The organism is Paenibacillus sp. NEAU-GSW1 (assembly GCF_009737085.1).
Classification (GTDB): Bacteria; Bacillota; Bacilli; order Paenibacillales; family Paenibacillaceae; genus Pristimantibacillus.
Genome location: NZ_WOVL01000007.1, coordinates 155,269 through 168,798 on the forward strand (window position 1 = coordinate 155,269; position 13,530 = coordinate 168,798).

The 13,530-nt window shown below is 45.8% G+C and carries 15 protein-coding genes; 9 read left to right on the forward strand and 6 right to left on the reverse strand.

Annotation, left to right across the window (positions count from 1 at the left end; all coding sequences use genetic code 11):
- Nucleotides 1-86: 86 nt before the first annotated feature.
- The 3 genes from GOM71_RS07110 to GOM71_RS07120 form a co-directional block, all read right to left on the reverse strand.
- On the reverse strand, nt 87-587 hold the full coding sequence (locus GOM71_RS07110) for a hypothetical protein (RefSeq protein ID WP_156279235.1): 501 nt from the start codon (nt 585-587) through the stop codon (nt 87-89).
- Nucleotides 587-1,003, reverse strand: coding sequence for a MerR family transcriptional regulator (locus GOM71_RS07115; RefSeq protein WP_156279237.1), 417 nt, complete (start codon nt 1,001-1,003; stop codon nt 587-589). The genes GOM71_RS07110 and GOM71_RS07115 overlap by 1 nt, the downstream gene beginning before the upstream one ends.
- Before the next feature lie 135 nt (nt 1,004-1,138).
- On the reverse strand, nt 1,139-2,134 hold the full coding sequence (locus GOM71_RS07120; protein WP_367649505.1) for an NAD-dependent epimerase/dehydratase family protein: 996 nt from the start codon (nt 2,132-2,134) through the stop codon (nt 1,139-1,141).
- A gap of 265 nt (nt 2,135-2,399) precedes the next feature.
- Between GOM71_RS07120 and cysD the strand changes: the two genes are divergently transcribed.
- The 5 genes from cysD to GOM71_RS07145 all read left to right on the forward strand — a co-directional run bounded on the left by cysD (nt 2,400) and on the right by GOM71_RS07145 (nt 6,759).
- On the forward strand, nt 2,400-3,323 hold the full coding sequence (gene cysD, locus GOM71_RS07125) for a sulfate adenylyltransferase subunit CysD (protein WP_156279241.1): 924 nt from the start codon (nt 2,400-2,402) through the stop codon (nt 3,321-3,323).
- 1 nt (nt 3,324) lies between these two features.
- Nucleotides 3,325-5,010, forward strand: coding sequence for a GTP-binding protein (locus tag GOM71_RS07130; protein WP_156279243.1), 1,686 nt, complete (start codon nt 3,325-3,327; stop codon nt 5,008-5,010).
- A 218-nt stretch (nt 5,011-5,228) separates the two neighbouring features.
- A complete protein-coding gene (locus GOM71_RS07135; RefSeq protein ID WP_156279245.1) occupies nt 5,229-5,648 on the forward strand; it encodes a hypothetical protein in 420 nt (139 codons plus the stop codon).
- 42 nt (nt 5,649-5,690) lie between these two features.
- Entirely contained in the window at nt 5,691-6,035 is a 345-nt protein-coding gene (locus GOM71_RS07140; RefSeq protein ID WP_156279247.1) for a hypothetical protein, read from the forward strand.
- 163 nt (nt 6,036-6,198) lie between these two features.
- Nucleotides 6,199-6,759 (forward strand): type 1 periplasmic-binding domain-containing protein, encoded by a 561-nt coding sequence (locus tag GOM71_RS07145; protein ID WP_156279249.1) that lies wholly within the window; start codon nt 6,199-6,201, stop codon nt 6,757-6,759.
- 120 nt (nt 6,760-6,879) lie between these two features.
- Here the strand turns inward: GOM71_RS07145 and GOM71_RS07150 are convergent, their stop codons facing one another.
- Both GOM71_RS07150 and GOM71_RS07155 read right to left on the reverse strand, forming a co-directional pair.
- Nucleotides 6,880-7,500: a cyclase family protein gene (locus tag GOM71_RS07150; RefSeq protein WP_156279251.1), complete on the reverse strand. Its 621-nt coding sequence runs from the start codon at nt 7,498-7,500 to the stop codon at nt 6,880-6,882.
- Nucleotides 7,500-7,874 carry a PH domain-containing protein gene (locus tag GOM71_RS07155; RefSeq protein ID WP_156279253.1) on the reverse strand — a complete coding sequence of 125 codons (375 nt, stop codon included), beginning with the start codon at nt 7,872-7,874 and terminating at the stop codon, nt 7,500-7,502. Before GOM71_RS07155 ends, GOM71_RS07150 begins: the two co-directional genes overlap by 1 nt.
- A 274-nt stretch (nt 7,875-8,148) precedes the next feature.
- On the opposite strand from GOM71_RS07155, the gene GOM71_RS07160 reads away from it, so the two are divergent.
- The 3 genes from GOM71_RS07160 to GOM71_RS07170 all read left to right on the forward strand — a co-directional run bounded on the left by GOM71_RS07160 (nt 8,149) and on the right by GOM71_RS07170 (nt 11,532).
- The gene (locus GOM71_RS07160; RefSeq protein WP_156279255.1) at nt 8,149-9,414 is read left to right on the forward strand and encodes an MFS transporter; all 1,266 of its coding nucleotides are present in this window, start codon (nt 8,149-8,151) and stop codon (nt 9,412-9,414) included.
- Nucleotides 9,415-9,444: 30 nt separating this feature from the next.
- The gene (locus GOM71_RS07165) at nt 9,445-10,779 is read left to right on the forward strand and encodes an LLM class flavin-dependent oxidoreductase (RefSeq protein WP_156279257.1); all 1,335 of its coding nucleotides are present in this window, start codon (nt 9,445-9,447) and stop codon (nt 10,777-10,779) included.
- Between the two features lie 537 nt (nt 10,780-11,316).
- On the forward strand, nt 11,317-11,532 hold the full coding sequence (locus tag GOM71_RS07170; protein ID WP_216651718.1) for a hypothetical protein: 216 nt from the start codon (nt 11,317-11,319) through the stop codon (nt 11,530-11,532).
- Between the two features lie 53 nt (nt 11,533-11,585).
- Here the strand turns inward: GOM71_RS07170 and GOM71_RS07175 are convergent, their stop codons facing one another.
- Nucleotides 11,586-12,230, reverse strand: a complete 645-nt coding sequence (locus GOM71_RS07175) for a polysaccharide deacetylase family protein (RefSeq protein ID WP_156279261.1) — start codon at nt 12,228-12,230, stop codon at nt 11,586-11,588.
- A gap of 190 nt (nt 12,231-12,420) precedes the next feature.
- Between GOM71_RS07175 and GOM71_RS07180 the strand changes: the two genes are divergently transcribed.
- Nucleotides 12,421-13,416: a cell wall hydrolase gene (locus GOM71_RS07180; protein WP_156279263.1), complete on the forward strand. Its 996-nt coding sequence runs from the start codon at nt 12,421-12,423 to the stop codon at nt 13,414-13,416.
- Nucleotides 13,417-13,530 lie beyond the last annotated feature (114 nt).

Consider the following 13,530-nt stretch of genomic DNA (forward strand, 5'->3'; position numbering starts at 1 on the left):
TTATATGAGAGTTTACACAAAATTATTGACAGACCATTGCTCGACAACATATGGAATCAGATTCATAGCTATCCCCCCCTTCATCATCAGTAGTCAATGCGATAGTTTTTCTCTAAGTGCGAATATGCATTGTCCCTTTTCTCCAGTATCCTTGGTTGAATGGATACAATATTTGTTTCCGAATCGTAAGTTGGAGCGGCATTGCTTAACTCTTTGATTCGTTCGACAACTTGTTCGTCAATCTCAACGCTATCCATTTCATCTTCTTCGACGACTTGAATCGAAATTTCTTTGCTTACCGAGGTATCGGCTGTCAATAAGCTTACTGCGATTGTCATTTCACCACATTGAATCGCATCTTGGGTAAAGATTTCTATGATAACATCTCGGTCGAAGGCATCAACTACAATGTGTCCGCGTTCATTTTCAACAAAACCATTTAGGTTATTCGAGCGGTAGATACCGTTTGGCAGTCGTATTTGGATTTCCGATTTTGGGGATTTTTCATCTCGAAATAACTGAATCCATAAATGATTCATTCCTTCTTCGTTCTCCATCTTTGACTTGGCTAACTTAATGTCAAGCATTATTGATTTTCACCCCTGAGTGCTTGAGATATTGAATCGATAACTCTTTGTTTTAGCTCCGCAGAAATTCGAGGGCTAATCGTTATAATGACATCATCTGTTATCTTTAGAGTTTCGTTTTCAATAATTCGGCTAGGTTCATACAATGTCAATTGCTGACTTATTTTTTCGATGTCCTCCAAGGAAAGTTTTTTCAATGTTTCCTGAATGGAAGCCAATGTTTCTCCTGTTCTTGATAAGGTAATAATCGCGCGGAAGTAATGGATGTGGTTATCTGTGTAAACCCTTTTGTTACCCACTAATTCAAGGGGCGGTATCATACCAATTTGAGTGTAGTACCTTACCGTTCGCAGATTCATGCGCGGGTCAGCTTGCTGGAGAATTTCAGCTATTTGTTTAGCGGTATAGCTATTCATGGCACACCTCCGATGACATTCAACTGTATGAGTTACACTATTCTGTGTTTGTTACAGTTTACTGTAACGTAATTTCTTTGTCAAAATAAAAAAGTCCACCCCAAAGGTGAACTGTAAAATTGCATTAGACTGGCATTATATCGTTCGTCCTAGTTCACGCAAAAGCTTATCCTCTTGGGCGTAATTTAACGTCTCATTCGGTTGATTAGTCAGCTCCCATTCCACGGTTGCTTGTAAGCCATCGGTAAATGAAACAGGTTCAACGAAGCCTAGTTCTTCGCGAATGAGATTAGAGTCAACAATGAGTTGTTGCTCCAGATTGAAGGGTACTGTCATTTCTTCTGGGAGATATCCTTGAGGGGCAAGGATTATTTCTCCGTCCCATTTAAGCACTTTTCCGATTTGTGTAACGAAGTCTAGCATGGACGGGGATTGGGATTCACCAACGTTATAAATCCGTCCCATCGATTTTTCATTTGTAATGGCTAAGGCAATGGCATGGGCAACATTTTCTACATAACTATGAGTCCAGCGCCATTTCGAAAACGGTTCATCCATCAAGATGAATGGACGATTATCGCTGAAATGCTTTAAATAGAGATATTTAAATAGTCGATGCTGCGAATCATGGGGGCCGTAAACCGCTGGCAGCCGCAGAATGGTACCATTTACGTACGGATTATTCATTACAATATCTTCAACCAGTATTTTGTCATACTTATTGCACCAATCATTCGGATCTTTAGAGGGGTCTTGATACGGATATCGGTTTAATCGCAAGGCTGAGTTTTCTGTAATGGGGGTAGGCTCCAATGACCCGTTGTCTGCCTTCCTCACGATTCCGTATGCACGATAAACATCTTGGCTGCTAACTGTAACTAATCTGTCGGATATCCCCTTCAAAGTGTTGACTGCGATTTGAGCATCTTCTTCCGTAGACGCAATCATATCGACTACAACGTCGGGCGATAGTTTCTTGAAGTCGTCCTTAAACTTCTCCAATTGCATCTTTTCACCGTAGATGTGTTTAACATTTGGCGGTAACTCACATTGGGTCTGTCCCCTGTGGAATAGAGTTATCTCATGATTTTTCGCTTTGTTGCAATGAACCCTTATTAACTGGAAACTGATTCTTTATTTATGCGCATATTGAATTTGAATGAATGAGTTGCCCTTAAGAAAAGAAACCTAACGATTGATTTACAATCGTTAGGTTTCTTTTCATTTCTTTGCGATTTTCAAATGTGTCGCTTTTTCAACAAAGCATGCATTATATAATGAAAATGTTAGAAATACAGTGAAATTCACTTTCCCCCACTTTGCAAAAAAGTCAGAATCTGATAGGATATGAAGAAATACGATAGATTTAGTGAGAAATTAAAGGAGGCACCTTTCTATGCAAAAACCGACGCTTGATTCCATACATGAAATGACGCATTTGGATCAACTCGAAGCGGAAGCCATTTATATTATAAGAGAAGTGGCAGCGGAATGTGAAAATCCCGTCATGCTGTACTCGATCGGCAAGGATAGTTCCGTCATGCTGCATTTGGCGCTGAAAGCTTTTTATCCAGAGAAGCCGCCGTTTCCATTCATGCACATCGACACAACGTGGAAGTTCAAAGAGATGATCGAATTCCGCGACCGCAAGGCGAAAGAATTCGGGATCGAGATGATTGTTCATTCGAATCAAGAGGGTATTGAGCAAGGGATCAATCCGTTTGAGCATGGCTCCTCCTATACCGATATTATGAAAACCCAAGCGCTGAAGCAGGGATTGGACAAATACGGATTTACAGCTGCGTTTGGCGGCGGACGTCGTGACGAGGAGAAGTCGCGCGCGAAAGAGCGCATTTTCTCGTTCCGCAATAAGAACCATGCATGGGATCCGAAAAACCAACGTCCGGAAATGTGGAAGCTGTTCAACACAAGAATCAATAAAGGCGAGAGCATGCGCGTCTTCCCGATTTCCAACTGGACGGAAAAAGATATTTGGCAATACATTCGCAGAGAAAACATTGAGATTGTACCGCTTTATTTTGCTAAGGAAAGACCTGTCCTCGAACGCGACGGACATCTCATCATGGTGGATGATGAGCGCTTGAAGCTTGAGCCGAATGAGAAAATTGAAATGAAGAAGATGCGCTTCCGCACATTAGGCTGCTATCCGCTTACCGGCGGCATCGAGTCGGATGCGAATACGCTGGATACGATTATTGAAGAGACGCTTGGCGCGGTTTCATCCGAACGTACTAGCCGTGTTATTGACCAAGAAGCGGCAGGAAGTATGGAAAGACGTAAACGGGAGGGCTACTTCTAAGATGAAAAGTCTGCTTAAATTTATTACTTGCGGTAGTGTAGACGATGGAAAATCCACATTAATTGGACATATGCTTTATGAAGCAAAGCTGCTGTTCGCCGACCAAGAGAAAGCGTTAGAGATGGACAGCAGGCTCGGCAGCCGCGGCGGTAAAATCGACTATTCGCTGCTTCTTGACGGTTTGCTTGCCGAGCGCGAGCAGGGGATTACGATTGACGTAGCCTATCGTTATTTTACGACGGATAACCGTTCCTTTATCGTAGCCGATACGCCGGGACATGAAGAATATACGCGCAACATGGCAGTAGGCGCATCGTTTGCGGATCTTGCCGTCATTCTTGTGGACGCGACGAAAGGGATCATTACCCAAACGAAACGCCATACGCGGATTTGCGCGCTGATGGGAATTAAGCATCTTGTATTAGCAGTGAACAAAATGGATTTGGTCGGTTTTGATTCGAACAAATTTGAGGCGATCAAGGACGATTTCGCCAAGACGTCCGCTGAATTTAATTTTCAAAGCATTCAAGTGATTCCTGTTTCCGCAACGGAAGGGGATAACATTACGAAGAAATCGGCCAATACGCCTTGGTATGAAGGGCTTCCTTTGTTGTCCTATCTTGAAAATGTGGATGTTCATCAAAGCGAGGACACGAAGCAATTTATGATGCCGATTCAGCGCGTATGCCGTCCGGATCATACGTTTCGCGGCTTCCAAGGCCAGATTGAAGCGGGCAGCATTTCTGTAGGCGATGAGCTGACGACTTTGCCTAGCCATGAGAAGGCGAAAGTCAAACGTATCCTGGTGACAGACCAAGATAGGGAAACCGCTTATGCCGGTCAACCCGTAACGATTCAATTAGACCGTGAAGTCGATGTTTCGCGGGGCTGTGTATTCACGAAAAATGATCAGATCAAAGAGGCGGACAGCTTTAGCGCGACGATTCTTTGGATGGATGATTCCGTACTTACGCCTGGCAAGAACTATCTGGTGAAAGTAGGAACAAAAGTACTGCCCGCTACGGTTACGGCTATTACAAATAAAATCGATATCAATACGGGCAATACGGTTCCAGCCGATCACGTTGTCAAAAATGAAGTAGCAAAATGTGAATTTTCGTTATCCGACAACATAGTTTTTGATTCCTTTGAACAATATAAAAGCATTGGCGGATTTATTCTGATTGATCGCGTATCCAATATGACATCCGCTTGCGGGGTAATTGACCAAGCTCTTCAAAGCTCAGACAAATTTGGAACGCTCGATACGGAAATCACTAGAGAGGTACGTGCTCAGCAAAAAGGACAAAATCCGGTAACCGTATGGTTCACCGGTTCGGATAATGCCTCCATCGCGAAGGAAGTCGAGAAGCGTTTGGTATCGACAGGCTATCATACCATGCTGCTCGAAAACAGTGCGGGAGAAGCGGCATCGCGCGTGGCTGAGGTTGCCAAAGTGTTAAACGATGCCGGACTTATTGCATTGGTGTCAAATGGCGCGCAAAACGACCGTGAGACGACGCAAAGCATCATTGGCAAATCCTTTATTGAAGTTAATCTTAATGGATCCGCTGGCAGCTCCAAAGCTGAAAACGTGGCAATTGAGATCGATGCAAGCAAGAACTCGATCGAAGAAGCCGCGAATTACATTGTGAAACAAGTTGTGACATATTTAATCAATCAGTAGTAATAGGTCATATCCCTGCATCATTGCGAATAATGATGTAGGGATATTTTTTTTCGCTTGATGACAAATAAGCTTCTATGGAAAACAAATCTATCTACGATTTTTGTCGACCCTGGCAAAAAAATAGAAAATTTCCACGATTTTGATTGAATAGCACCTGCTTTCCCCTATATAATCAATATGAATATAAAATTCATTAAAAATTGGAGGAAAAGTAAATGTTCGTAGGAAAAAGCGCGGTTCGCGATATGGCGAATGAAATTGATAAAGTAGTAAGAGAAATCGACCAGCTTACGCAATCCAAAATTGACCGTGTATCCGATAAAATCGATTCCGAGCTTAATTCGTGCGGCCGCGAGCTGGCGAGTGCATCGAATACGATTTCGCAAATCAAGCCGCTGCTTGATCGTCTTGTTGCACAAGTCGGACAAAACGCTCCAGACCATGTGCAAGTGCTTGTCACTTCTATTGCGCAAGAGGTTATGTCCAAAGTAACTTCGACAAATGCAAACATTGATGAAGTGCAAAGAAATATTAAGGACGTTGACAAGTTGACGAACGAAATCGACAGCTTGACGGACGAAATTGACAAGCTGACGAATAAGATTGACGAAATTACGGATAAATATCAGAAATAATACATTTATACTTAATCAATATGCAATGAGGAGGCTGTAACTATGAGCGATTACACACCGCCGGTCGGTCAGAACAGCTATATGTCCGGGTGGGGAAACAATCATAACAGAGAAACGGCTCACAAAATTGACCACATTGCTGACAAAGCAAAGTTCGGTATTGAGATGCTGTCCACAGGTTTGATCGGTATTGATGCAATCGAGAAGGAGCTTATTGAATTCTCGCATGCGCCGGAGCCTCCTACTCAAGTGCAAATCAGGTCGATCGCGCATCGTCTGGACGCCCATCAAAAGCAGCTTCAACAAGCTTTGGATCGGATTAAAGAAATGATGAACGAGATCGATAGAGAAACCGATAACATTCAACGGTCGCGCACCAATTGGTAGAAATATTGAATGTTATGTTCGATAGAAACATGAAAACGGTCCCAGAGCATTTCTGCTCTGGGGCTATTTTTGTGCATAGTTTTTTTAACATCTTCACAATTTACCCATTACAACCGATAAACATAAAGGTAGTAAAAATTTGTAAATAGAGGAGAGGTTAAGGATGTCCAAATGGGGGAAAAAGAGTTTACTGATCGTACTGTCGCTAGTAACAGCGCTCGTATTTGCAGGCTGCGCTAAAGAGAAGTCTGACGAGGAGAAAATGCAAGAGCTTGTAGAGGAAGCATTCAAGGATTCGGGGATTAAAGTAGATGCTTCATCTACGTCTGATGAAAAGCCCACTGTCGAATCGACCTTGTTTGATATTAACAACTTCGTCATTGGAGACATTTGGAACGATGGGTTTGTTAACATCGGCGACTACGCTGGCAGCGGAACTAACGCCTTGGGAGAAACAATGGATATTGACTTCACGATTGAACAGCTCGGCAAGGCGATGGAGAAGAAAGCGGAATATGATACGTATATCCAAGGTTTAGAGTCCAACTATGATGATGTAAAACAAGTGTGGACGAAGCTCTCAAGCGAGATCGACACCTTGTATAATAAGCTTAAGGAAAACCCTCCGAAGGCTGATGACAACGATTATGAGTTTGATACTGGATTGTTCCAGCAATACAGCGACGCTTTTTCGGCAGATGTAGATGCGCTGAATCAGAATTAATTCGTAATACTCGAACGTCACAAAAGGCGGCATACCATCCAGGGTTTGCCGCTTTTATTTATTAGGCCTGAGCGAGTATAAGCTCGAGCAGCAATTGCGGAAGAAAGTTCTGCTATTCGCTTATGCTTCCCGCACGCGAGCTACGACCCGGGCGATCGAGGAGTCTGCGCGAATATGCAGCGGCAGCGCGATAATCTCAAACGACTGCGCGTCCAGCAGCTTTTCCACATTCGTCAAATTCTCGGCGATTAGAATGTTGTTGTTAAACAGGCATTGATGCACTTCGAACGGATATTTGTCCGGCGAAGGCATATCGAGGCCGATCATTTTCACCTGTTTGCGCACCAGCAGCTCGGCGAAGGCAACCGTCAGAACCGGATAGTCGGTAAAGTATGAAGGCTCTCCGAAGGTTTTGCTATGGCCGGTATGCAAAATTACGATTTGCTTCAACTGGATAAGCGCTTCATATTCTTCTTTATAATCAATGACAGATTGGCCCGACACATCGAGCAGGCACCCTTCGCCGATAAATTGATCCAGCGGTACCTCATTCAGGTATGTGCTGCAGTCTACGAGATGCATCGGTCCGTCGATATGCGTGCCGGCGTGCATATTAATATTCAGCTGATGATTGGTGTAGAAGTCCTTTTTGATTTGTCTCGTTTGCGTAAGCGAAGTTTCTTCGTCTCCGGGAAACACGGGGAGCCTGTCTTGAATGAGCTGCGTAAGGTCAATGAGCATTAATCATGGCCTCCAAGCAGCGCGTTCGCGATGATCCGGTCGAATCTTCGAATATCGATCCCCTTTTTCAGATGAACCTTGATGTGGCCTGCTTTTGTCCATAATTCAACCTCGGAGTTGAAATCGAACGTGCCGGCATTTTCGGTCGACCACATATGAATGGATTTATAGGGCAGCGAATAGATCTCGACCTTTTTACCCGTTAAGCCCTGCACGTCCCTTACGATAAGGCGCTTATTCGTAAAAATTGCCGAATCTCTAATCGTCTGATAAGCCGCTATCGCGTGTTCGCCTTGCACGAGCATCGCATTCACGTCATTAGGGATGGCACACTCGCTCACAAAAGTCCAGCTTAGCACTTGCCCGTTGTTCATGGATATACACCCGCCTCTGTAGGATACGGAATTTCATTCCATTTTTAAGCATATACGAGATAAACAGGGAGCGCAATGAATGAATAAGAGTAATTCTTATTAATTTAATAGGAAAACAATGAAATAATCATTGCTTATTTAAAAATGACTATGTTATTATTTTTGTAGGTGATTTTGGCAGACCGGCCATTCGAATGGAGGTCTCATTCTCTTATCTTATTAAGGGAATGAGGCCTATTTTTTATTGTGTCGAAGGCGTTTGGAGGGTGTTTCTATGAGCACAAAGTTTATTATGAATTCGCGTCAAAAAGCAATGTGGCCGATCATTGTGCTCGGCGCTTTTTTTGAAGGGTTCGACGACACTGTCATGAGCATCGCGCTGCCGTACATCATGAAAGATTATGGCGTAACGACCCAGATGTCCGGTTACGCTCTCTCCATCGTTGCTCTTGGCACAATGGCAGCCTTTTTCGTATCGCGGATGGCCGACACGGTCGGGCGCCGCCATGTTTTTCTGACAAGCGTGTATATGTACTCCATAAGCAGCTTGCTCACAGCGTTCGCGCCATACTTTGAGGTGTTTATTGGCTTGCAGTTTATCGCGCGGATTTTTCTAATCAGCAGCTGGTCTGTCGGCTATATCATTCTCTGCGAGGAGTTTTCGCCTGAACATCGGGGAAGCGCAGTCGGACGTTTTCAGCTGACAGCCGTGTTTGGCGCTTTGTTAATTGGCATTCTGCTTCCGATCATCACAAAGCTGGGCTTGAATTGGCGGGTGCTGTATATCATTGGCGCGTTCCCGCTTATCCCTGTGTTTCTGCTTAGACGGAGACTGCCTGAGTCCGAAGCTTTTGTTCAATTGCAAGCGGAAAAGAGGCTCGGAAACCGCCCTCCGAAGGAGGATTTTTTCGGGCCTTGGAAAAAGCCGTTTGTCCTTTATACCGTAGCCATGTCGGTTGTATGGGCGTTTCTCTATTTTGGAATCAAAGGCACGTTGAACTTCTTCTCCCTTCGGGCTGTAAATGAGTTGAACTGGACGCCGACGATGGTAAGCATCGGGCTGTTGACGCAAACGCTGACGGGAATACTGGTCATCGCTTTGAATGGCAAGCTAATGGACCGAATTGGCCGCAAGCGCGCAGCAGCAATCATTATTTCGATCGGATGCGTGAGCAGTGTTCTAATGTTTACGCTGCACAGCTTTTATGCAGTACTCTTCTGCAGCATTATCGCCGCCGGCTTCGTCAATTCGTTCCTTATCGTCGGTTCGACGCTGACTAATGAGCTGTTTCCGACGGAAATCCGCGCGAACGCAATGGCGTGGACGAATAACATTGTCGGCCGGATCGGACAAATTGTCGTTCCGCTTGTAGTAACAACACTTGCATTAACGCTGGGATTAGGCAACGCCGCTGCATTGGCTGTCAGCTTGCCGCTAATTTCACTCTTTCTCATCCTGATTTTCCTGCCGGAGACGGGCCGGAAACGAATCGGGATTGATAAGTCTCCTGATCATCAGGCTGTAACGAAAAACATCTAATCCCACACCACATCGAAGGAGCAAACGAACATGAGTAAAAAAATGAGCTTAGGGTTATTTATTCAACTGCCGGGGCAGCATTTGGCAAGCTGGAGACATCCGTCTTCGCAGTCCCATCGCAATTATGATCTCGACTACTTAATTGAAATTGCCCAAACCGCTGAACGCGGCAAATTTGATATGCTGTTTATCGCCGATTCGGTCGCTCGTCCCATTCAAGAGCATTCGTATTCCGAATTGAAGCTGGATCCATTAATGATTTTGGCGGCGATCGCCAGCTCTACGAGAAAAATCGGGCTTACCGTCACTTCCTCCACAACCTACAACGAGCCGTTTCATATCGCAAGGAAATTTGGTTCTCTCGATCATTTGTCCAAGGGAAGAGCGGGCTGGAATGTCGTGACATCCGCCAACGATCTCGAAGCGACGGTCTATGGGAAGGAAGAGCATTTGTCGCATGCAGACCGCTACGAACGCGCAGAAGAGTTTATTGATTTGGTCAAAAAATTCTGGTTCTCGATTGAAGGCGACGCGGTCGTTGCCAACAAAGAAACCGGACAATTTCTCGATATATCGAAGGTTCATCCGATCGAGCATAAAGGCAAATGGTTTCAAGCAAGCGGTTTGCTGGACGCACCGGCACCGCCGCAAGGACATCCGGTCATCGTCCAAGCGGGATCATCCGAGGCTGGCAAAGAGCTCGCTGCGAGAACAGCTGAAGTCGTATTCACCGCATGCCAATCGCTGCAGCATGCTCAAGCTTTTTATGAAGACCTCAAAGGCCGCTTAGCTAAATACAATCGCAGCCGTGAAGACGTTAAAATTATGCCAGGCGTATATATCACAGTAGCCAAGACGGAGGAAGAAGCGCGCCGCAAACGCGAGGAATTGAACAAATTAATTATGCCTGGCGCAGGACTTCTATTTTTATCTGAATTCACCCAAATTGATTTTAGAGGCTTTAACCCGGACGATCCGTTCCCGGAGTATGATACGTATGCAGATCCGACAAACCCGCGCATTCGTTATAAAATCATTTGCGATCTGGCGAAACGTGAAGGTCTTACCACGCTCCGTGAAATTTACGAACGCATTTCCTCAGCGCGCGGCCATTACGAGGTCATTGGTACGCCGGAACAAATTGCCGACCAATTAGAGAAGTGGTTCCTTGAAGGGGGAGCGGACGGCTTCAACGTCATACCGCCAACGTTCCCGGAAGATTTGAATCTCATTGTGGACGAGGTTATTCCGGAGCTGCAAAGACGCGGCTTATTTAGAGAAGAGTATGAGGGGAGCACACTGCGCAGCCACTTAGGGCTGCAGACGCCGGTGAATCCGAATGCGAAGACGGAAGTAAAGTCTTAGCGGTAGAAAGACGGTAAGAAACGATTTAACCCTTCCTCTCAGAGGATGGGTTTTTCGTTTGCCGATGGAATTTTGAAATAGTAGAACTTATCATATGGGCATTGTCTAACCATGATCAATATCAAATCAATAACTTTCCTTCTGATACTTAATTGGTATCTCATGCGCGAACTGGCGGGAACGGTACATATGAATTCGAATAACGCTGTGACACAGTGCTATTCGGTCGATAGGCGGTTTAGTTGGCGAAATAGCGCTGTGTCAAAGTGTTAAATTTCGGAATCCGTTCGAAAACGGACGGTTTTGCGGAAATAACACTGTCGTAAAGCGTTATCCGATCGAGAGAGCGGTTTGTTGGTGGAATAACGCTGTTATACAGCGCTATCCGTACGTAATCGGGTACGCCTTCCTTCTAACGCAGAAACAGTAAACCGTGTGTTGAACGATCAAGTGAGGGCCGAATACGCCTACGCCTATGCCTAAATCCGCAGCCTGACGCAGGAGAATATCGAATCCGGAAGGTTTGATCCTGTGACGATGATCGAGCATTATTGGGATGAGTTGGATGTGCCTGGGAGCAAGCTTCAGATGGAAGTCAAAGAACGCCGCTACTACCCGATTGAGTTAAAGCAGATGTTTGCTCGGGCAGGAATGGCAGTTGGGCAAATCTGGGGCGGCACAGCGGGCAACTGGAAGCGCCAGAGCATTCATTTAGACGAGATCGAAATTATGCTTTCAGCCAGAAAAGAATAATAGCGAACACAAACGGGACGGCCATCTGCGGCCGTCCCGTTTATTACGACCTGTTATCGCCCGCTCGTCTCAGCCTCGTCGGCTAACGCTATCAGCTCGCTTACCGTAACGAGCTTGTAGCCCTCGGCCGTAAGCTCGGAGACAAGGATGCGAACCGCTTCAATTGTCTGCGAACGGTCGCCGTAGCCGTCATGGAAGATCAATAAAGATCCTGAGGAGAGCGATTCGCGCGTAGCATCGACAATATGCTGAACGCCGGGCTGCTCCCAGTCCCGCGCCTCTCCGTTTGCTGCTCCCGCGATTTTCACATAACCGAGCTCAGCGGCTATTGCTGTTACCCGCTCGTCGATGTTGAAGTAGGGCGGCCGGAACGTCGCCGGTATGGTTCCCGTTATGGCCTCGATCAGCTTTTCGGCGCGTATTAGTTCCTCTCTGCAAGCTTCATCTGACAATTCCGTCAAGAAGGGATGCGAATAGGTATGGTTGCCAATCTCATGCCCTTGTTCATAGACGGCTGTCGCTAATTCCGGGAATTGTTCGATTTGCTCGCCAATCATATAAAACGTTGCTTTCCCCTGCGCTTCCCGAAAAATATCGAGCAGCATCGGCGTATAGGTCGGATGGGGTCCGTCGTCAAATGTGAATGCAACTGCTTTATGCGGCGTATGGATTTGAGTAATGAGATTCGTTTGCGGCAACTGCAGCACACCTCCTGCGATCATTGGAATCGGTTACATTATAAAGCATATACGAGTCAATGAGCTCCTGCAATCGTGTGTTTTTATTAATTCTGTGAAAATGTTAATGCTTTTGGCACGGAAAGCTGTGTTATACTTTGGCAAGTAGATAGGTCGGGAATACCATAAACTGTTAGTCAGGGAGGTTCTCATGATCAGACTAGGCAAGCCGGTAAGCAGGCTGACACTCGTCATTGTTATGGCGATGCTGCTGCTATGTACCGTGCCGATGTCCATTGTGTCCGCTGCGGAAGCAGGGGCTGCGACTGGCATGAAGATAAAGCTTGATGGCGACAATGTGAAAATGACCGATTCGGCTCGTACGCTGGATGGCAGGCTGTATGTTCCGCTCGCAAGTCTAACGAAGATGTTCGGTGCGGACGTAAGCTGGGACCAAGATAATGAAGAAGCAACTATACATACTAATCTTAATGATACGATCGTAATCGGAATGGGAGTGCCGGTCGTTTATTTCAACGAGGTCCGTTACAAAATGGATGCGGTTCCATTTTTCACGGACGGCAGAATCTACGTGCCTTTGCGTCAAATAGCGGAGTTGCTGCATGCAACGGTATATCTTGATCCGGAAGCAGAGGTCGTTGAGCTGGAGACTGTGAAGCCTGCCGTAACTGCTGAGCAATACGGATTGGACGAAATTAGCAAAGAGTATGGCGTCAGCAAGTCGGAGCTGTTGAAACGGAACGGACTGACTGGCAAGGACACCATTAAAGCGGGAACGAAGCTGAAGGTCGTTATCCCCTCGGTATACGACAGCCCGGCTAAGCCGTACACGCAAGCGGAGTTTATGCTGCTAGCCAAAATTACGATGGTCGAAGCCGGATACGAGCCTTATGAAGGGCAACTCGCAATCGCCAACGTCATTTTGAACCGAGTGAAGGATGAGCGCTTCCCGGATACAATCCGCGACGTTATCTATTCCGGCAAGCAATTCCCGCCTGCTCATAACGGCCTGCTGGATAAAAGCAAGCCCAATGCAAGCTCTCTGCGAGCTGCAAAGGATGCGTTGAACGGCAAAAACAACGTAGAAGGCGCCGTCTACTTCTTCAACCCGGATGTATCCAAAGGAGCATTCTGGTCGAGCCTTGACGTTGTTGCAACGATCGGACATCATAGCTTTGCAAAATAATGCATCATACAAGGCGCAACACTTCACGGTGTTGCGTCTTTATTAATTAATAAGCTGTAAAAGCTGCAGGTTTCGACAGATTTCTTGGTGTTTCATTGACTTGTATGCAATTGG

Excerpts from the sequence above, each read along its gene's own strand:
- GOM71_RS07110 (WP_156279235.1), bottom strand. The coding sequence starts at position 587 with ATGCTTGACATTAAGTTAGCCAAGTCAAAGATGGAGAACGAAGAAGGA.
- GOM71_RS07115 (WP_156279237.1), bottom strand. The coding sequence starts at position 1,003 with ATGAATAGCTATACCGCTAAACAAATAGCTGAAATTCTCCAGCAAGCT.
- cysD (WP_156279241.1), top strand. The coding sequence starts at position 2,400 with ATGCAAAAACCGACGCTTGATTCCATACATGAAATGACGCATTTGGAT.
- GOM71_RS07130 (WP_156279243.1), top strand. The coding sequence starts at position 3,325 with ATGAAAAGTCTGCTTAAATTTATTACTTGCGGTAGTGTAGACGATGGA.
- GOM71_RS07135 (WP_156279245.1), top strand. The coding sequence starts at position 5,229 with ATGTTCGTAGGAAAAAGCGCGGTTCGCGATATGGCGAATGAAATTGAT.
- GOM71_RS07140 (WP_156279247.1), top strand. The coding sequence starts at position 5,691 with ATGAGCGATTACACACCGCCGGTCGGTCAGAACAGCTATATGTCCGGG.
- GOM71_RS07145 (WP_156279249.1), top strand. The coding sequence starts at position 6,199 with ATGTCCAAATGGGGGAAAAAGAGTTTACTGATCGTACTGTCGCTAGTA.
- GOM71_RS07150 (WP_156279251.1), bottom strand. The coding sequence starts at position 7,500 with ATGCTCATTGACCTTACGCAGCTCATTCAAGACAGGCTCCCCGTGTTT.
- GOM71_RS07155 (WP_156279253.1), bottom strand. The coding sequence starts at position 7,874 with ATGAACAACGGGCAAGTGCTAAGCTGGACTTTTGTGAGCGAGTGTGCC.
- GOM71_RS07160 (WP_156279255.1), top strand. The coding sequence starts at position 8,149 with ATGAGCACAAAGTTTATTATGAATTCGCGTCAAAAAGCAATGTGGCCG.
- GOM71_RS07165 (WP_156279257.1), top strand. The coding sequence starts at position 9,445 with ATGAGTAAAAAAATGAGCTTAGGGTTATTTATTCAACTGCCGGGGCAG.
- GOM71_RS07170 (WP_216651718.1), top strand. The coding sequence starts at position 11,317 with ATGATCGAGCATTATTGGGATGAGTTGGATGTGCCTGGGAGCAAGCTT.
- GOM71_RS07180 (WP_156279263.1), top strand. The coding sequence starts at position 12,421 with ATGATCAGACTAGGCAAGCCGGTAAGCAGGCTGACACTCGTCATTGTT.